18 protein-coding genes are annotated in these 19623 nt (G+C 38.1%); 11 read left to right on the top strand and 7 right to left on the bottom strand.

The features are described from left to right. Window positions 1-257: 257 nt before the first annotated feature. Window positions 258-821: a cell wall hydrolase gene (locus ACFQZ9_RS29780; RefSeq protein WP_498947146.1), complete on the bottom strand. Its 564-nt coding sequence runs from the start codon at window positions 819-821 to the stop codon at window positions 258-260. Between the two features lie 386 nt (window positions 822-1207). Between ACFQZ9_RS29780 and ACFQZ9_RS29785 the strand changes: the two genes are divergently transcribed. The 3 genes from ACFQZ9_RS29785 to ACFQZ9_RS29795 all read left to right on the top strand — a co-directional run bounded on the left by ACFQZ9_RS29785 (window position 1208) and on the right by ACFQZ9_RS29795 (window position 3330). Then, window positions 1208-1654 carry a Dps family protein gene (locus ACFQZ9_RS29785; protein WP_498946944.1) on the top strand — a complete coding sequence of 149 codons (447 nt, stop codon included), beginning with the start codon at window positions 1208-1210 and terminating at the stop codon, window positions 1652-1654. A gap of 146 nt (window positions 1655-1800) precedes the next feature. Continuing rightward, window positions 1801-3078 carry an FAD-dependent oxidoreductase gene (locus ACFQZ9_RS29790; RefSeq protein WP_498946945.1) on the top strand — a complete coding sequence of 426 codons (1278 nt, stop codon included), beginning with the start codon at window positions 1801-1803 and terminating at the stop codon, window positions 3076-3078. A 162-nt stretch (window positions 3079-3240) separates the two neighbouring features. Continuing rightward, entirely contained in the window at window positions 3241-3330 is a 90-nt protein-coding gene (locus ACFQZ9_RS29795; RefSeq protein ID WP_133334168.1) for a YjcZ family sporulation protein, read from the top strand. A 104-nt stretch (window positions 3331-3434) separates the two neighbouring features. On the opposite strand, the gene ACFQZ9_RS29800 is transcribed toward ACFQZ9_RS29795, so the two are convergent. Then, window positions 3435-5024, bottom strand: a complete 1590-nt coding sequence (locus tag ACFQZ9_RS29800) for an acetolactate synthase large subunit (protein WP_498946947.1) — start codon at window positions 5022-5024, stop codon at window positions 3435-3437. A gap of 124 nt (window positions 5025-5148) precedes the next feature. Here ACFQZ9_RS29800 and ACFQZ9_RS29805 point away from each other — a divergent pair, with 124 nt between their 5' ends. Next, on the top strand, window positions 5149-6033 hold the full coding sequence (locus ACFQZ9_RS29805; RefSeq protein ID WP_198310671.1) for a DUF2935 domain-containing protein: 885 nt from the start codon (window positions 5149-5151) through the stop codon (window positions 6031-6033). Window positions 6034-6083: 50 nt separating this feature from the next. Here the strand turns inward: ACFQZ9_RS29805 and ACFQZ9_RS29810 are convergent, their stop codons facing one another. From ACFQZ9_RS29810 to ACFQZ9_RS29820, 3 genes are all read right to left on the bottom strand, one after another. Next, entirely contained in the window at window positions 6084-7304 is a 1221-nt protein-coding gene (locus ACFQZ9_RS29810) for an amidohydrolase family protein (protein WP_498946948.1), read from the bottom strand. A gap of 20 nt (window positions 7305-7324) precedes the next feature. After that, window positions 7325-8563, bottom strand: a complete 1239-nt coding sequence (locus tag ACFQZ9_RS29815) for an amidohydrolase family protein (protein WP_498946949.1) — start codon at window positions 8561-8563, stop codon at window positions 7325-7327. 83 nt (window positions 8564-8646) lie between these two features. Further along, window positions 8647-10224 (bottom strand): glutathione ABC transporter substrate-binding protein, encoded by a 1578-nt coding sequence (locus ACFQZ9_RS29820; RefSeq protein WP_498946951.1) that lies wholly within the window; start codon window positions 10222-10224, stop codon window positions 8647-8649. A 285-nt stretch (window positions 10225-10509) separates the two neighbouring features. Between ACFQZ9_RS29820 and ACFQZ9_RS29825 the strand changes: the two genes are divergently transcribed. From ACFQZ9_RS29825 to ACFQZ9_RS29855, 7 genes are all read left to right on the top strand, one after another. Further along, the gene (locus ACFQZ9_RS29825; RefSeq protein WP_198310243.1) at window positions 10510-11412 is read left to right on the top strand and encodes an ABC transporter permease; all 903 of its coding nucleotides are present in this window, start codon (window positions 10510-10512) and stop codon (window positions 11410-11412) included. Window positions 11413-11442: 30 nt separating this feature from the next. Then, complete coding sequence (gene nikB, locus ACFQZ9_RS29830) at window positions 11443-12363, top strand: ABC transporter permease (protein WP_498946953.1); 921 nt, start codon at window positions 11443-11445, stop codon at window positions 12361-12363. 16 nt (window positions 12364-12379) lie between these two features. Further along, window positions 12380-13396, top strand: coding sequence for an ABC transporter ATP-binding protein (locus tag ACFQZ9_RS29835; protein ID WP_498946954.1), 1017 nt, complete (start codon window positions 12380-12382; stop codon window positions 13394-13396). 2 nt (window positions 13397-13398) lie between these two features. Beyond that, complete coding sequence (locus ACFQZ9_RS29840) at window positions 13399-14394, top strand: ABC transporter ATP-binding protein (protein WP_498946956.1); 996 nt, start codon at window positions 13399-13401, stop codon at window positions 14392-14394. A gap of 108 nt (window positions 14395-14502) precedes the next feature. Further along, window positions 14503-15255, top strand: a complete 753-nt coding sequence (locus tag ACFQZ9_RS29845; protein ID WP_498946957.1) for a sensor histidine kinase — start codon at window positions 14503-14505, stop codon at window positions 15253-15255. A 19-nt stretch (window positions 15256-15274) separates the two neighbouring features. Next, window positions 15275-15961 carry a response regulator transcription factor gene (locus ACFQZ9_RS29850; protein ID WP_498946958.1) on the top strand — a complete coding sequence of 229 codons (687 nt, stop codon included), beginning with the start codon at window positions 15275-15277 and terminating at the stop codon, window positions 15959-15961. 3 nt (window positions 15962-15964) lie between these two features. Beyond that, window positions 15965-17278 (top strand): SLC5/6 family protein, encoded by a 1314-nt coding sequence (locus ACFQZ9_RS29855; protein ID WP_498946959.1) that lies wholly within the window; start codon window positions 15965-15967, stop codon window positions 17276-17278. 24 nt (window positions 17279-17302) lie between these two features. Here ACFQZ9_RS29855 and ACFQZ9_RS29860 read toward each other — a convergent pair whose 3' ends face one another. Together ACFQZ9_RS29860 and ACFQZ9_RS29865 are read right to left on the bottom strand one after the other, a co-directional pair. Beyond that, the gene (locus ACFQZ9_RS29860) at window positions 17303-18247 is read right to left on the bottom strand and encodes a DMT family transporter (protein WP_498946960.1); all 945 of its coding nucleotides are present in this window, start codon (window positions 18245-18247) and stop codon (window positions 17303-17305) included. Between the two features lie 100 nt (window positions 18248-18347). After that, window positions 18348-19571, bottom strand: coding sequence for an amidohydrolase (locus tag ACFQZ9_RS29865; RefSeq protein WP_498946961.1), 1224 nt, complete (start codon window positions 19569-19571; stop codon window positions 18348-18350). Window positions 19572-19623: the final 52 nt, after the last annotated feature.

Consider the following 19623-nt stretch of genomic DNA (forward strand, 5'->3'; position numbering starts at 1 on the left):
ATAATAAAAAAGATTGCTTACTATCGGTAGTTAGTTCAATGATGCAGTTGATTTATAATTTTCAGAATTATGCATCCACGCATACATTATTCCATAGTAAATAAAATTTGTCACCAGAAATTTCGACATTCTTTGAGTACTTTCTTCACTAATTAAAGATAATAAAAAGCAGTGGCATTCCAAAAAACGGAATCCACTGCTTTTTATGGATGTGAAACAATTATGTGAAACAAGAAAATTCGGGTGGTGCCAGGCACCTATTTTGCAAATCGATGATTTCCGATTGTAACCGTAACCGGTCGTGAGAAAATCCATTTACTTTGAGCTGTTCTTGGATTGTAGAAAAATAGTGAGCCATTACCTTGGCCTTTGAAGGCTATAGCTTCATTAACAGCCCTCTTTGAAGCTGCATCGGCAGGTTGGTTAATTCGCCCATCTTGGACAGGAGTGAATGCATAGTGTCCGTTTGAGATTTGATAAATCACTTTTCTAATAGAATTAGGAAAATCAGGACTTGAAACTCTGTTCAGGATTACAGTAGCGACTGCCACTTTTCCCGCATATGGTTCTCCAATTGCTTCTGCATGAACAAGTCTTGCCATAAGATCTTTATCAGACATTGAGATTGAAGAATATGGTAATGTTATAGTTTCACCTGCATAAAGAGGCGCATTATGGTTTGCTGCCATTAAGCTATTTACAGGTATTCCGAATCCTTTTGCAATTTTCCAATAGCTTTCACCATATTGTACTTTATGTGCTGTTCCTGTTGCCGCTTCTGATTTTGTTGTTAAAGTAAATGCTGATAAAGATACCATCATACCCGCAGCAATTACTAGTTTCTTAAGTTTATTTAATTTCATATCTTAAAACCTCCTAATCATTTCGCTCGTTTGTCTATCTATAAGGCTATCAGTTGTAACATTCTTATTCAGCACCCAAAAAGTGGAAGGTATAAATAAACTCATTTAGCCACTGCTATAAAAGCATTTATTCAGCAAATGGAATTACTAACCAAAAATCATTTTTTTCCAAACTTCAGCTAAATTGGATGGTTTAGGATGTTTTTTTACAAGATGTTTCGCTCCTGTAACATAAATCGGAAATCTTCACCAAATTGACATCATTCAACTGACAATCAAAAAGGAATCTTTCCTACCTTTTTAGAAATAATATAGAAGAAATAGAAAATGAGGAGGTTTTATTAATGGATAATCAACTAGTGAATGTATTAAATAAGCAAATTGCCAATTGGTCTGTACTGTATATGAAGCTTCATAATTATCATTGGTATGTAAAGGGAAACCAATTTTTTACGTTACATACTAAATTCGAGGAATTTTATAATGAAGCAGGTGTTCACGTGGACGAACTTGCCGAACGACTCTTATCCATTGGTGGAAACCCTGTCGCAACCATGAAAGAATGTTTGGAGCTTTCATCCATCCAAGAAGCAAGCGGCAACGAAGCCGCTGAGGCCATGGTTCAATCCATTATTAACGATTTCTCAATTATCACCGGGGAATTAAAAGAGGGAATGAACTTAGCCGGGGAACTGAATGATGAAACGACCGGCGATATGCTTCTAGCCATCCACTCTGGCTTAGAAAAACATATTTGGATGCTCCAAGCCTTCCTTGGAAAAACAATTTAAACCTGTTATAGAGTCCAGCATGATGATTGGGCTCTGTTTTTTGCATTCATTTAAATTATAATAATTATTAAAAAGGATTGACTTTTAACTAATATTAATATTATTATAATAGTAACAGAAAAGGATTTATTTAGGAGGCTGCAATTATGACAGAAAAATTAGAAGTAATTGTTTACAGCAGTACTGGCTGCCCTTATTGCGAAAAGGTTAAATCTGCTTTAAAGGATTGGGGAATTGAATTCGAAGAACGGAATGCTTCCATACATAAAGAGTATTTCGATCAGCTAAAGGAACGGAAAATTTTTGGTACACCTGCAACCTTTATTAATGGCAAGCTTGTATTAGGTTTTCAAGAGAAAAAGTTTAGGAAGCTTCTTGATATTCCTGAAGATGCTGATGGTTCGTCCAACAAAGAAAAACCAACTACGGAACAAGTGAAGAGTGAGGAAACTTCTATTTTTCAACCTGTAACCCCTCAAGTTCTCGAAGAAATTTATGATTTTGTTACAATCGGAGGAGGACCTGCCGGAGCATCTGCAGCTGTTTATGCAGCACGCGGAAAATTAAAAACTCTTGTCATTGATAAGGCGCCTAAGGCGGGAACCTTAGCTATTACCCATAAAATCGCGAACTATCCAGGAGTACGTGAAGAACTGACTGGTCTCGAGCTTTTAACTAGAATGCAGGCTCAAGCAAAGGATTTTGGGGCGGAATTTGTTCGTTCTACTGTATTATCTGTGGATTTCACGAATGAAATTAAGAAGATTAAATTGGCAGAGGGAACGGTTCAAGCGAGAAGTGTCTTTATTGCGGTTGGTGCAAAGGCTCCATCAAATAAGATACAGGGAGAAGAGGAATTTACCGGACGCGGTGTCAGCTACTGTTCAACTTGCGATGCCGCTTTCTATCAGGACCAGGTTGTTGCAGTTGTTGGAGATAACGAAGAAGCTATTCATGAGGCTGCAACACTTGCAAAATATTGTAAAACGGTCAAATTGTTAATTCCAATTGAGAATTTAAAAGGGGATGCAGACCTTTCCGGGCTTGAAAACAATCCAAAGGTTGAAATTTATCGCCGTCATCGTTTAAGGGAAATTATTGGAACCGATAGTGTAGAGAAAATTGTGATTTTAAATGATAAAAAAGAAGAAGAAGTATGGGAGGTTGATGGTGTCTTCTTATATCTTGGCGGGATGAAACCGGGAACTGATTTCTTAAAAGGCGCCGTAATGAGAGACGAGGAAGGCTATGTGAGTGTTGATGAACTTCTTCAGACAAGTGCGGATGGTGTCTTTGCCGGTGGCGATGCGAGAAGAACTCCGATCAAACAAGCGGTCATTTCGGCAGCGGATGGCGCGATTGCGGCATTAGGGGCGGAACAGCACGTTAATAAACGGACTAAACTTCGTCCGCAATATAGTTAATTTTTTATAAAACTTTACGGACTCAGATGTTCTGGGTCCGTTTTTTATTTTTCCTCATAGTTAGATATTTTTCAACATTTTTCAAAAAATCAACCTTTGTCCATTACGCGGGAGAAAAACAAGCATAAATTATTATGAATAGAAGTAGGAGGTGATTCTACAATGTCTGATGGACACGGAAACAACTTTGCGCTAATTGTTGTTCTATTCATCCTCTTAATCATTGTTGGTGCATCCTTTATGATGTACTGATGATGATTGGATTTTAGGGTTAAAGAAGGGCGGTGAACTTTTGTTCACTGCCCCCTCTTTTTTGGAGACAATTTTAAATCCGTCTTGGCGTCAATCACTTAAACTTATTCCTGCAAAATCGTATCTATTAAAAAAATCTCTTGCGAATTATTCATTGCCGCTGCCAGTATTTCTTCAAACTCGGTAATTTGAGTTGCTCTCATGCCTTTTGCCCCGAAACTTTGCGCCAATTGTACGAAATCAGGGTTTGAAAAAGTTACCCCATAATTTTCACCAAACGCTTTGTTCATGGCCTCTACTTCAAGCTTTAACATAGAATCATTTAATAAAATAATGATAAAAGTCAGCCTTAAACGTTTGGCCGTTTCAAGCTCGGCGAAATTCATTAATGCTCCCCCATCCCCCGTTAACACAATTACCGTTTTTTCAGGTGCCGCCAATTTCGCCCCAATCGCACCTGGTATCGATATTCCCATTGAAGCTAATCCATTGGAAATCACTAGTTGGTTTCCATGTATCGGTTGAAGGGTTCTTGCTACCGCTACCTTATGTGCTCCGACATCAGAAATAACCACAGTTTGTTCAGATGAAAGTCTTTCGATTACATGTAGAAGGTTCTCGATAGTTAAATGTGTAGGTGTTGACGCATTTTTACTAATAAAGCAGGCGTCTTCTATTCGTTTCTTTAGTTCCCCAATCGGCACCCAAGGTTTGGACATAATCTTTTCCTTTAAGAATAAACGAAGCGTTTCCTTTAAATTGCCTACTAATTCTCCCACAACCGGATAGCCCTCCTCCACCTCAGCAGGTAAAGGGTCGATATGGAGAACCGATACTTTTTTCTTATTCCATTCCGATGGTAGTTTTTCATTAAAATCAAAACCAATTACCACAAGTAAATCGGATTCCTCCATCCCCCGGAGTACATAATCCTTTTCATTGAAACCAAATGAATAATAATTTTGTGAATGCTCTTTTGATAAAATCCCTTTTGCCATAAAACTATTGGTAGCCGGGCAACCTAACCGCTCAATAAATGTTTGCACTTCCTTTACAGCATTTTGCCGAATTACCCCGTTTCCCAAAATAATAAACGGCTTTTTACATTGATTTAGCAATCGAGCGCCTTCTCTTAAAAATTCTTCTGCAGGCACACTCATTGGCAATTGCGTAGTGGATAAAGGTTTGGTTGTAGTATTGGCTTTTGCGATATTCTCCGGTAATTCAATTGCGACAGCACCCGGTTTTTCGCTAGTAGCAACCCGAAAAGATTTTCTGATGATTTCCGGCATTGTATTGGCATCCTTTATTTGTACCGACCACTTTGCTGCCGGTTCAAAAACTTTAACGATTTCAACGTACTGATGCGCATTTTTATGTTGGACATTAAGGTTTTTTTGACCTGTTATTGCTACAACCGGAGAGTGATCTAGATTGGCACTTGCAATACCGGTTAATAGATTTGTCGCTCCTGGTCCGAGTGTTGCCAGACATACACCAGGCTTTCCACTAAGACGGCCGTATACATCGGCCATAAAGGCGGCTCCCTGCTCATGTCGGACTGGTATGTATTTTATTTTTTCTGATTTTGATAAAGAATCGGCCAAATCAATGACTTCACTACCAATAATTCCAAAAATATATTCAACATCTTCGTTTTCTAAGCAATTTACCAATAAATCCGAAGCTTTCATCTTTTTCCTCCAGTTATCTTTCTTACATCTATTTTTACCCAAATTTATTTTTCAATGAAACATAACTAGAATTGAACGCTAATACATATAGAATGTATGTGTGTTTTTAGAAGGGGGACTAATGATGGTAAATCAGGGATTTATAGATTCAAACAATCAAATGTTAATTGCCCCGGAAACATTTGCCGCACAGCCAGAATCATTAACGGAACAACTATTTATCGAACGCTCCTTAGAAGAAAATAAATTTTGGTTGCGCATTATGAAAGAGCATTCTTATTTTTTGGGCGAAGGTTTTAGCCGCCATGACAAACATCTGATTCAACAGACAGACCGCTTTTATCATTATTTTCAGGAACAGGAAAAAAGGGCCTATAATACTCCCAATAACGTTACCGCTGTCCGTAAATTAAACGAAGACACGATTAACTTAGTTTTAGGTTTACGGAATTTTAAAAGAAATCTTCTAATCTTAATCATCAATTGTAAGGTAATGGGATTTAACTTTCCACTTCTGGTCGACCATATTGCCAGGGAAGCTGAATATTTTATGCGGACGTTAAAAAAATTCAATGAAGGAATTCTAGATCCCATTCAAGATGCGATTATTAAGGAAAATGTGTTTTGGTTACGGATTATGATGGAGCATTCCCGGTTTATTGCTTCACTATTAGATCAATCGGAACGAAATTTAGTAAGAGCGGCATTGAAATTTGGGGATGACTTTGAAGTTCTTCTCAATCAGGCAAGAGATGTTGAATCAATGCTCTATAAGAAACAACCAACCTACCCGATTATCGGAAAGTTGAATAAAGACAGCGAAAACGCTGCACAAGAAATTCGCAATTTTAAGCAGGCAGGATTAGATTTTATTAAAAATTGTCAAATCAGAAATGTAATTGATCCGTTATTGGCCGACCATGTCGTTAGAGAGGCGGACCATTTCCTTCATATGGTGCGTGTATTAGAGGAAAGGTTAAAGGTGAAGCAACAGGAACAGCAACAATAATAAAACAAAAAGAGGAGACACGATTGTCTCTTCTTTTCATTATTGGAAGATTAAATTTCTCCGGATACTACTTTCCCCTTAAAAATAACAGCCTCGCGCTTTGGCCTCCTAGCAACTGTTTCTGCTGAACAAGAGGCATTTACTAAAATGAGATTGGCCTCATCACCTTCCAGCGGCCAAGTAACCTTACCATCTTTTGATAGTGATGTCGTTCCACCTGTGGCCCATTTTAAAGATGAAGCAAGAGATTTTTCATCGCTTTTTCTATAAAGTTCACAGAAGTTTGTAACCTTTTCTAATACATCCCCTGTTCCAAATGGCCCCCAAGAGTCATAAAATCCATCACACCCTAAAAACACATTTACTCCTTTTTGATCCAGAATATCAATTGGAGGCAATGTTCTGGTAATTGGGATGGTCGACATAATGGACATTCCTAATGCACTTAATTTATCAGCAATCTCCTCTTGTTGAGGGATTGGTACATCCCCTAAGCTAAATGCATGGCTAACTGCCACACGATTATGCCAATTTGCTTCCGATACCAACTCAGTTAATTTGTCAACAGTATAATATCCAACATGTCCCCCATCATGTAAATGAATATCTACATCGGCATCGAATTCGGTAGCTAAATTCATTACCTCAAACAGAGATTTTTCGATATTATGGTCAATACCCGCTGGGTCAAGCCCACCGACAAGCTGAGCCCCAGATCTCATAGCTTCTTTCATCAGCGGAATGACATTTTCTCGTAACAAACCGTGCTGTGGAAAAGCAACAATTTCATAAGTCAATTTATCCGAGTACTCTTCAAGCGCTGCTTTTACCCCCTCCAAGTTTTTCAACCCGATATATGGATCAATATTCACATGCGTACGGATATGCGTTGCCCCATTTGATAAAAGTAATTCAATCATTTTGCTTGCCCGTTGTTTTGTTGTTGGTTCTAATTTTTCAAGTTCCAATGCTTCCAAACGCAAGCGGTCAGCTAAATTTTTTGACGGTTTACATGCCTTCCAATCAAGAGAAAGATAGGTTTTATCTAAATGGTTATGCATTTCTTTAAATGTCGGAATCGCTAGAAGCTCTTTTCCATCCACTACTTTTTCTTCGGCAGGTATTTTAAAGCTATGCTTCTGCTTTTCTACGATCTTTCCATTCTCTATTTTTAAATGAAAAAGCTCTGTCCTTGTTTCGTCAGCTCCCTTTTCATCTTTAACAAAACCGGTTTCAAGCCTAACATTGGTTAACCAATATGGTAATGCCATTTTTCACCCTCCTCAGTCCATTAAGCTAATACAGATTTTGATTTTTCTAGTTTACTTTCCACCTTTTTCCCTTTAAAAAATAAAGATTCAACTTCCGCTCTTCGTGCAACGGCCTCAGCTGAACAGGATGCCTTTACCAACATCATCGTTGCATCATCCCCAATTTTTGGCCAAACCCGTTCGCCTTTTTCGTTTAATGGAGTAACTCCTCCTGTTGCATATTTTAAGGAAGATGATAATGAATACTCTTCAATCATTCGGAATCTTTCTGCGAGGATACTAATTTTTTGAATGGTATTCCCTGTTCCAAATGGCGACCAGTGATCGGTAATGCTGTCATGTCCGACAGAAACCTTTATACCTAATTTATCTAGAGTTGGAATCGGAATCGTCGGACGATTTACGGGAACTGTTGTGGTTACATCTATTTCCTGTTCTTTTAACATTGCATTCATTTCTTCAAGTGCATTTCCCTGTAAATCACCTAAGGCGATACCGTGACTGATGGTCGCTCTTCCTTTCTTTCCAGCTTCCTTCGTATAATGAGCCATTCTTTCAAAGGTAAACGCGCCTAAACTATTAGGATCATGCAAATGAATATCCACACCTGCATCCGCTTCTACAGCAATATCAAAAATAGTTTCAAGTGATTTTTCAATATTTCTGTCTACCGTTGCAGGATCAACTCCGCCAACTAGGGTAGCACCATTTCGCATGGCATCACGAATTAATTGAACAGAATTACTCTTTAACAATCCGTGCTGAGGAAAGGCAACAATTTCATAGGTTAAAACATCTTTATATTTTTCAAGGGCATTGACAGTTGCCTCTAAGTTTTTCAACCCTATGACCGGGTCTACATTGCAGTGCGTTCGGATATGTGTATGACCGTTTTGAAGGAGCAGCTCAATCATTTTTTCGGCCCGCTCCCCGGCAGTTGGCAATAATTTCGGCAGCAGTTCCTTCTCTTCTTCTAATCTCGTAAAAATTCCTTTCGTTAACGGGGTACAAGCCTTCCAAGGGCCGCCATAATAAGTCTTATCGATGTGAATATGCATATCCCTTAATGAGGGTAATAGAAGATTTTCTTTAGCATCAACCTGATTTTCCTCAGGGAGAGGCGCTGTATAGCTGATTTCAGCTATTTTTCCGTCTTCAATTTTCAAGTGACAAATTTCCGTTTCTGTTCCAGCAATTCGTCCTTCTTCAAAAATAAATCCTTTTTCGAGACGAACATTCTTTAACCAATAAGCCTTCATTTCCATTCCTCCTATTTTTATATCTTCTCTTAAAAATACTAATAGAGGCACTTATCAATATGGTAAGTGCCTCAGATGATAGATTACTTCACGGTCACATCATTAATCATTAAATAGCTTGCTGGATTCATCCAGAAACCATTGATATTTTTGCTATAAGCAGCAATGTGCTCATAGTTGCGGATTGGTACATAGACTGCGTCATCTAATTCTATTTTCATAACTTTCTCGTAAAGAGCCTTCCGTTTTGTTTCATTCATTTCTTGGCGCGCTGCTACGATAAGCTTGTCTGCTTCGGGATTGCTATAATAAAAAGTATTTCCAGCAGGGCCTTGCGATGAAGAATGGAATAGATTGTACTGATTATAGTCTCCATCGCCGGTAGCATTTCCCCAGCCGCCAATCGCCATATCAAATGTACCTTTTTCTATAACGTCAATATAAGCACCATATTCCATAACCTGAATTTTTACATCAACCCCAATTCCTTTTAACTGGGATTGAATGACCTCTGCCATATTAATCCGCTCTTTCCGGTCACTTGTTAGCAAGGTTAACTTTAACCCTTTTTCATATCCAGCTTCCTTCAATAATTTTTTCGCTTCATTAATATCATAATCATATGGCTTTACATTCTTACTATACCCGAACACTTTTGGGCTCATTGCGGAGTTGGCAAGGGTCCCTACATTGTTGTAAACCCCTTTAATGATCGCTTCTCTCTCAATCGCATGACTGATCGCCTTACGAACCTTGACATTGTCTAGCGGTTTTTTCTTTACGTTAAAACCAAGATATTCAACTGCAAGTCCATCTGTACGATACAAGCCCATTGTATTAGACGCTTCGATTCGTTCAATCTCCGTAACAGGAACTTGGTCATTAATTTGCGCCTCACCTGTCTCAATCATCGCTAAACGTGTTGAATCTTCAGGAACAACCTTAAAGACTACACGATCAATCTTTGGTTTTGTACCCCAATATTTATCATTTTTCTTTAGAGATATTTCCTGACCGGATTTCCAATCTTCAAAAACAAATGGACCTGTACCCACTGGGTGTTCTGACAGCTTTTCCGGATTTTCTTTTATCGCTTTCGGACTGATAATACTTCCCTCACTACTTGCAAGAATGGGCAATAATGGTGCGTATGGATACTTAAGCACTAACTGAACGGTATAATCATCTACAATCTTTACTTCTTTAATCATTTCGAATTTTGCACGGGAAGGCGATCCAACCTTTGGATCAAGCAATCGATCAAAAGTTGCCTTTACTGCCTCTGCATTAAATGGTGTACCATCATGAAAGTTTACGCCTTTTCTCAGCTTGAACTCCCACGTCTTATCATTTATAACTTTCCAAGATTCCGCCAGTAATGGCTGAATGTTCATGTCCTTATCGGGTACAACCAATGTTTCATACACCTTTTGATAGATAACATTATTCGATGGGATATCGGTAATAAACTGCGGATCCAGCTTTGTCGCATCGGAAAGACGAACAATCGTTAAAGTCCCTCCTTCTTTTGCTGCTTCGGACTTATTTCCGGCCTTATTCTCAGTGTTTGATTTTGTTGAACATGCCTGTGTAAACAATAGGACTAATCCTATTAAAACGAGTAACATACCACTTTTAAAAATAGATTTTTTCTTCTCCATTTCCTTCTCCCCTTTTTGTAAGAATCTGAATGTTTCATGCAAGTAACTTTTCTACCAATCCTTCTTAGCGCTTAACTGAATTATAGAAGAATAATAAATTGAATATTTACAGAATTTTTACTTGTTTTTAAAATATTTTGACAACTGTTTTAAAAAATATTTTACATTCGTTAAAACTTTGATAATTTGAAAATAATTCTTTTACAAAAAAGAAGGAGGCTGAGAGGAGGCAATCAGTGGTAAAACACATTATTAATATAAAAATGAATTTCAGGGGGGAATTTTATGTCAGTTGAAGTTAAAACCGGACAAACCGTTAACTTGAAACAAACCGTTGCCTATCAGAAATCATCGAAATGGAAGGACTCACTTTCCTTGTTAATGGATAATAAAGCGGCTATGGTCGGAGCATTCATTATTATCTTCTATATTTTGGTAGCTTTGTTTGCTCCATTACTTGCACCGTTTGATCCATATAAAGTTGATTTACCACATAAGCTTCTACCTCCTTCCGAGCATCACTGGATGGGAACAGATGATAAAGGCAGAGATATATTAAGCAGAATTATTTATGGCTCTCGTTTATCAATGGGTGTGGGTTTTGCTGCTGTTCTTTTCGGTGCATTCTTTGGAATTATTCTTGGACTTATTGCAGGGTATTATGGCAAGTGGGTGGATACGATTATTATGCGCATCATGGACGTAATGCTAGCATTCCCTGGAATCTTACTCGCTCTTGCCATCATTAGTGCCCTCGGACCTAGTTTAATCAATGTTACAATCGCAGTTGGAGTTTTCTCTGTACCTCTATTTGCAAGAATCGTTCGTGGTTCGACACTTGAAGTTAAACGCTTAGAGTATATTGATGCGATCCGTTCCTTAGGAGCAAATGATTTTACCATTATCACCAAACACATTTTCCCGAATATTTTGTCGCCAATTATTGTTCAAGGAACTTTAAGGCTTGCAACAGCTATTCTTTCAGCTGCAGGTCTATCTTTCTTAGGACTTGGCGCTCAGCCTCCTTCACCCGAATGGGGAACAATGCTCAGTAATGGACGAGATTTCATTTTTTCTGCACCTTTTATGGCTCTTTTCCCTGGCCTCGCTATTTCAATTCTAGTAATGGGCTTTAATATTTTTGGAGATGGATTACGAGACGCATTTGATCCACGGATGAAAAAATAAAAAATCCTTTAAGAGGGGACTGACAAATACATGTTAATGTTTATAATCCGCCGATTATTTCAGACCATACCTGTCATGATCGGAGTAACCCTTGTTGTCTTTTTAATCATGCAGATGGTTCCAGGAGATCCTGCCGTATTACTCGCAGGAGAGGGTGCTTCCAAAGCAACTATTGCGGGGATTCGTGAATCACTAGGTTTAAATAGGCCTTTATATATTCAATATTTTGATTACTTGATTAATATTTTCCATGGAGACTTTGGTGTTTCATTAAAAAACAGCCGTCCAGTGCTGGATGAAATTTTAGTAAGACTACCTATTACAATGGAACTTGCTTTTTATAGTATCGTCATTACGATCGTTTTAGGAATGATTTCCGGAATTATTTCTGCTATTAAACAATATACGCTGACAGATGTCAGTGTAATGATTGTTGCTTTACTTGGAATATCATTACCCAGCTTCTGGTTAGGGTTAATGCTCATGTATTTCTTTTCTGTTAAGCTGCAAATCTTGCCCGTTGCCGGCTGGGAAAGCTGGCAAAATATTATCCTCCCAGCTGTTACTCTAGGAGCAGGCGGAGCTGCTATCGTAGCAAGGATGACAAGATCCAGTATGCTTGAGGTTATCCGTCAAGATTATGTCAGAACTGCTCGTGCCAAAGGCTTACGGGAACGAGTCATTATTTATAAACATGCATTAAGAAATGCACTCATTCCCGTCATCACCGTTGTTGGTCTGCAGTTTGGTTCATTACTGGGAGGGACAGTCCTAGTAGAATCCATTTTTGCCATAAACGGCCTGGGAAGAATGATTGTGGATGCGATCAGAATGAGAGATTTACCAATGGTTCAGGGCGGAGTCCTATTTGCCTCTATGATCTTTGTAATTGTCAATTTATTCGTCGATGTTTTCTATCGCTTTTTTAATAAACGGATTGAACTAAATTAATAGGTGGTGAATCGATTTGAAAGGAAAAAAGGATGTAATTTTAGAAGTTAAAGGGCTTAAAACTCATTTCCATACAAAACGAGGAATAAGTAAAGCTGTGAATGGAATTGATTTTACCCTTCATAAAGGAGAGACATTAGGAATAGTCGGTGAATCTGGATGCGGAAAAAGTATGACCTCCCTTTCACTATTAAGGCTTATTCCCTCTCCTCCAGGAAAAATTGCCGGCGGCTCTATCCTTTTTAAAGGAAAAGATTTAGTAAGTATTTCAGAATCGGAAATGCGTAAGATTCGCGGCAACGAAATTTCGATGATTTTCCAGGAACCAATGACATCCCTTAATCCGGTCATTAGTGTTGGGGAACAAATAGCCGAAGCAATCAGGGTTCATCAAAAAATGGGGAAAAAAGAGGCCTGGAATAAGGCTGTTGAGATGCTTAAATTGGTTGGTATCCCCTCTCCCGAAAAACGCGCAAAACAAGAACCGTTTCAACTAAGTGGAGGAATGCGTCAGCGGGTCATGATCGCGATGGCGCTTGCCTGTACACCAGAAGTTTTAATCGCTGACGAGCCGACAACTGCATTGGATGTAACCATTCAAGCGCAAATTTTGGAGCTAATAAAGGAACTTCAAACAAAACTCGGTATGGGTGTTATTATGATTACACACGATTTGGGTGTTGTCGCGGAAACATGTGATACAGTTGCCGTCATGTATGCAGGGAATATTGTCGAACATGCGCCAACGGAAAAGATTTTTTCTAGTCCACAACATCCATATACACAGGGATTACTGGACTCCCTGCCAAAAATTCATGAGGATCGGGATGAATTGAAAACCATTGAGGGTACGGTACCAAGTCCATACAATATGCCGGAAGGCTGCCGTTTTGCATCACGTTGTCCATTCAGGCAGCCCCTTTGTGAAACAAAACTTCCTGATTTGATTGAACTGGAAGACAATGTGAAAGTTCGTTGCTGGAAATTTACAGATCAATGGATCGATCAGCCCCAAGAAGAGGAGGTTATGTAATAATGGCGGCAACTGCGGACAAAAAACTTCTTTTACAAGTGGAGCATTTAAAGCAATATTTTCCGGTTAAAACAGACTCACTGTTCAAACCAAAATCTTATGTAAAGGCTGTTGATGATATCTCCTTTCATTTATTTGAAGGGGAAACTTTAAGTATTGTCGGTGAATCTGGATGCGGCAAATCGACTACTGGCAGGGCGATCCTTCGATTGGATGAACCAACAGCGGGAAAAGTCTACTTTGAAGACCGTAACGTCCTGGAGTTAAATAAAAGCCAAATGCGAAAATTACGCGGCGATCTGCAGGTTATTTTCCAAGATCCGTTCGCATCGCTTAACCCGCGCCAAACCATCAAGCAAATACTGAATGAAGCAATGGCGATTCAACAAGTAGTGCCTAAAGAAAAAAGAATGGAACGGATGCTCGAATTGTTAAATTATGTCGGACTGCCTCCTGAAGCACTTGATCGTTATCCGCATGAATTCAGCGGTGGACAGCGCCAGCGGATTGGCATAGCAAGAGCCCTTGCGGTAAACCCTAAATTAATCATTTGTGATGAAGCAGTTTCAGCTCTAGATGTTTCTATCCAGGCGCAAATTCTAAATTTGTTAAAAAAATTGCAAAAGGAATTCCATCTTACCTTTTTGTTTATTTCACACGATTTAAGTGTTGTAAGACATATTTCGGACCGGGTAATGGTTATGTATTTAGGAAAAGTCGTAGAAATTGCAGAGAAAAAAGATTTATTCGATTCACCACTGCACCCCTACACAAATGCATTATTATCAGCTATTCCTGTCCCAAACCCGGTGATCAAAAAGGAAAGGATTTTTCTAAAGGGAGATGTTCCGTCACCTATTAACCCTCCAACAGGGTGCCGTTTTCATACACGCTGTCCGTTTGCTACAAGTAAATGTAAAACAGAGGAACCAGCCCTTAGGGAAATGAAAAAAAACCATTACGTCAGCTGTCATTTCGCGGAGGAATTCCATCATTAAATAGATTCACCTTATTTGCAAGAAGGTTTTTATTTTATAAAATAATATTAAAATTAAAAAAGAGAGTTCTTGCTCTCTTTTTGTATTCTCTAAAGGAGAATGTTGTAAATGCTAACCATAGATGCTTTCTCCATCTATATTATGTTGTGTATATTAGCACCATTATTAGGTGCCTTCACATTACTCTTTTTAATTATTTTTGAAAAACGAATTGATCTTTTAGAAAAACAAACAAGAGAAATTGCTCTTGAACGAGAGCTGCAAACTGCGCTCTATAATCAATTAAATCAAGAAATACAGCCGCATTTCTTTTTTAATACACTGAATTCCATTTTAAGTTTAGCAAGGCTTGATCGAAAGACGGAATTAATCAACTCGATTGAAACCCTTTCAAAATTACTAAAATACAAATACCAAAAGAATGAATCAATCATTACAATCGAAGAGGAATTAATTTATACAGGATATTATTTGGAAATTCAAAAAGTCCGTTTCAGAGACAGATTAAAATTTCATATTTCCATTGAACCGAATGTAAAACAGGCAGTAATGATTCCTTTTATGATTCAAACCTTTGTGGAAAATGCATTTAAACACTCTTTCGAGAAAATTCCCGGAGAAGCTATTTTAAAAATCGATATTGTTCAAAAGGAACAGAATGTTCTCGTATCAGTATGGAACAACTCCACTAACCTTGCTCAACAATTTCAGAAAAATGAAGGTGGATTGGGATTAGGGAATATTGAAAAAAGGATAAATTTGTTATTTCCTAACGAACATACAGCAATTCAGTTATCAAATACTGGCGACGGTACAACCGTTACTGCCTTATTCCCTTTTAAGACCCTGGAGGAAACGTAAGAAAACGGAGGAAAATCCCATGAATGTTTTACTCGTAGACGATGAACCGTTGGAATTAGAGCAATTAGAATATTTAATTAGTAATAAGTTTCCCTCATGGAATCTATTCAAAGCACAAGATGCATCTCAAGCCATCCAAATTATGCATTCAAATAATATAACCCTTGCATTTCTGGATATTCACCTGCCAGGGAAAAATGGGTTGGAGTTAGCAGAAGAATTATCCAAAACTTATACGCTCGATATTATCATCGTAACGGCTTTCCAAGATTTCGAATATGCCCGGACATCTATTAGACTCGGTGTCGTTGATTATATTACAAAACCTGTAATTGAGGATGAGCTTTATAAAATTCTTATAAAATACGAGAGAATTGGCAGTTATTCCGACCCTATTTATCAAGCTGTTCAAATTATTCAAAGCGAATTTAATGAGAAACTGACGTTAAATTATTTAGCTTCAAAAATCCATATAAATCCTGCCTATTTAAGCCGCAAGTTTCAAGAAGAAGTTGGAATGGGATTTTCAGAATATTTGAATGAAGTTCGTTTAAAAGCGGCACAAAAAATGTTAATTGACTGTCCTGATATGAGTATTAATGGAATATCAGAGAAATGCGGATTTAATAGTCAGCATTACTTTAGCCAAATGTTTCGTAAAATGACGGGGAAATCACCACGTGATTATCGTTTAAAGGAGATTTAAGTATTGAATAAAGTAAAATATCATATATATATTGCAGGTACAGTCAAACTTGGTGTTGGCTTTGGGATTGTAAGTCTGCTCGCTCGTTGGGTAACAGGGAATACGATTTTATCTTCACCAGAATCATTGATGAAATACGGGCTCTCCGGAGTAATCGTTTATTCGTTAATGGGTGCTTTTGCACTTATTTTTTTCGGATTTCTTGCCCCCAAAATTTGTGCCGATTATAGAGAACATCAAACGATTGGCGATGTATTACAATCGAAACTATCTCCAACCGGCTTTTGGATTATGATGGCAGTATTACTTATCACAAGCCTCTATTCAATTTTTATCCAGGCATTGGGGGCAGGGATCCTCCTAAATCTTCTCTTTCCCTTTCCTATTTTCATCGGACTGCTTATCTTTTTATTTATTTGTTTTTTATTTAGCGGTGTAGGTGGAATGCTGTGGCTCCATCGGCTTTCCGGTGTGACAATAACCCTTGTGTTCGGCGCTGTCATTGTTATTCCCGTCTATTTTTTCATCCAAGAGGGTGTCTACCCTGTCTACGATGGGATTAAGCTATATCATCCCTATTTGTTATATTTTAAAAATTATGATGCCATTTGGTTTTTTCTTTCCGCTATCCTTATTGGGATAGGCCAAGCTTTAATCGATAGTGCTACATGGCAGAGGTTATTTATCATACAGAAAGAAAAAGTTCGAATAACTTTCACTCTTACAGGATTTTTATGGGCAACGATTCCCCTTTCACTATCCACTCTGATTTTTATCGCCATTTTCGGAAGAGGTTTCAATAATATTTATACAATCCTATTGGAGTTAGTTAATAAAATCCAATCAAACCTATTAATTGTTTTGTTTATACTATTTTGTTTTTGTGTCATTTTGTCCGCCCTAAGTTCAGGATTGCATTCAGTTACAATATTGATGGTTCGAAACATGATCGGGTATTTCCGTGAGCAAACCGAAAATGAAAAATGGAAATGGACCTATGTTTTTTCCGGTTCAATTTGTCTTATTTTGTTAATAGTTGTAAGCATCTTGCCGCCAAAACCAATTGAATTGTTATTTTTCTTTGGTAATATTTATGCATCCATCATCATACCGATGCTTTATATTATTCTAAGTAAAAAAACACTGCCTGCCATCATTCCGTTCGCAGCATTGGTTGGGACCGTTGCAGGCTTTCTATTCATGCCCTCCGCAGGTAGTTTTCAATCGATATGGATTAGTTTTTTTGTCCCATTGTGTATATGTTTCATCCATTTTATCTCAACATTTCTTTTCCATAAAACGAAACAGCCTTCGTAGTTATAAAAGAGAGTACCGATATTTTCAGTACTCTCTTTTATGTCTTTTCAGATTCTTAGTAACATCTACGTTTTCTTGGAAATTTACCAAGCTGTTTTCTTTCATAACCAGTTTATCCTTTAACTGTGTTGCGATTAGTACCCCAATAATGATTAAGATAGAACCTAAAATTTGCGAGCGTGTAATGTTATTTTTTAAAACAATCAGGCCGACAATCATTGCAATAAAAGGTTCTAAATTCATAAACAATGAAGCCTTTGAAGCCCCTACCTTTTCAATTTGGCTGTTCCAAATTAACGTACACACTCCATGCATGAGGATTGCAGTAATAATTAATAACATCCAAGGACCAAAATCTCTGCTGATCTTAAGGGGAGATTCCATTGTGAGGGCAACTGGAGCTAAACTGCTAAAACCGATTATTGTAGAATACACAGTGATGGTTATGTAATGATAACGTTCCGTTAGCTTTTTTACCATAATCATTGAAATGGAAAAAGATAGCATCGTAATAAAAATCCATACAATACCAATTGAAAAATGAAGATGCTCTCCATTTGTAATCACAAAGAAAACTCCCATAAAAGCGATAATCATCCCGATTGATAAATTTAATGTAAGTTTTTCCCCAAGAAAAACGGAAGCTAATAAAGCCGTTGTAATAGGGGCTAAGGCTAGTATTATAGCGGATGTTGTCGGATCGGCTGTTTCAAGCGCAGCATAAAAGGTCCAATGGTTTATAAATACACCGACTAACCCCAATAAAATAAAAAACAGCCAGTCTTTTCGAGCAATCCTTCTCCATTTTTTAAATTTTAGTGCGTATAACATGATAAATATCGTAATAAAAAATAACCTTAAAGCGGAAAGAAGCATGGGCGAGAATGCTTTTACCAATATTGCTCCGAATATAAAATTACTGCCCCAGCAAGTAACGCAGAGTAACAAAAGAAGATAATTTCGAATCATCATTTACCAGTCCTTAATTTTAATCAATGAAAAAGGAAATCTGGGGCTCCCAGAGATCCTTTTTCATAAAACTAAATTATAATTGAATGGAGTGAGTTTGTTAATTTAATAAACCGGAGACAAGATTTCCATTAAAAAATACTGCGGATCTTTTTGATCGTCTTGCTATTGCTTCGGCCGAACAGCTAGCATCGATTAGAACCATATTGGCCGCATCTCCTGCCTTTGGCCAAACTTGGTTACCTTCTTTGTTTAGTGGAGTTATACCGCCGGTTATATATTTCAACGCCTGAGAGAGTGATACCTCATCTGTCCATCTGAAATACTCCAATAGGCGTCCAGCTCTTTCAAGAACATCCCCGTTTCCTGTTGGCCACCATGAATCATAAATATTGTCGTTTCCTACTGCTACTTCCACTCCCCACTCTGTTAACAATTTAACTGGAGGAATCGCCCTGCCGATTGGAACACTTGTTACAATTGAAATACCGGCATCTTTCAAAATTTGCGCAACTTCATACGCTTCCCCTGTCGATACATCCCCAAGTCCAAAAGCATGACTGATTGCTACTCTTCCTTCCCAGCCAGCTTCCTTTGTTAAAAAGGCAAGCCGTTTCATCGTAAAAATTCCTAAGTGACCGGGATCATGTAAGTGGAGATCGATATCTGCATTTCCCTCCACAGCGATGTCCATTAGCTGAACTAATGATTCTTCAATATTGTTATCTACTGTAGCTGGATCTACTGAACCAACAATCCCTGCGCCATTTCGTACTGCATCTCTAATAAGCTGAATTGTACCGGGACGAAGCAAGCCATGTTGAGCAAAGGCAACAATTTCGGAACTTAGTTTATTAGAATACGATTCTAATGCTAATTGAACTCCTTCTAAGTTTTGAATCCCCACTTCTGGATAAATATCTATGTGAGTTCTTACATGTGTGGAGCCTGAAGCCAGTAATACCTCTAGTAAGGCTTCTGCGCGTTCCCTTGTACTGGATGGAATCGATGCCAAAATCTCCTTTTCGATTTCACAGCGTTCAATCACACCTTTTGCGGGGATGCATGCTCTCCAGTTTTCACCCATATAGGTTTTATCTAGATGAACATGCTTTTCAATAAACGATGGGAGCAGCAACAATCCCTTTGCATCCTTCGTTGGTAAATGATTGGAAATTGGTTCCCCGGTCTTAACAATTTCAGAGATTTTTCCATCATTGATTAATAAATTGTAAGTTTCAGTTTCAGTACCAACTACTCTTCCATTTTCTTTTTTAAAGCCAACTTCTAATTTCACATTCATTAACCAATAACTGCTGTTCATATTCATTCTCCTTTGTTCGTTAAGACAAGACAAAAGGGAATACCTATTTGGA

The organism is Neobacillus sp. GCM10027624 (assembly GCF_042675345.1).
GTDB classification, from domain to species: Bacteria; Bacillota; Bacilli; order Bacillales; family Cytobacillaceae; genus Neobacillus; species Neobacillus cucumis_D.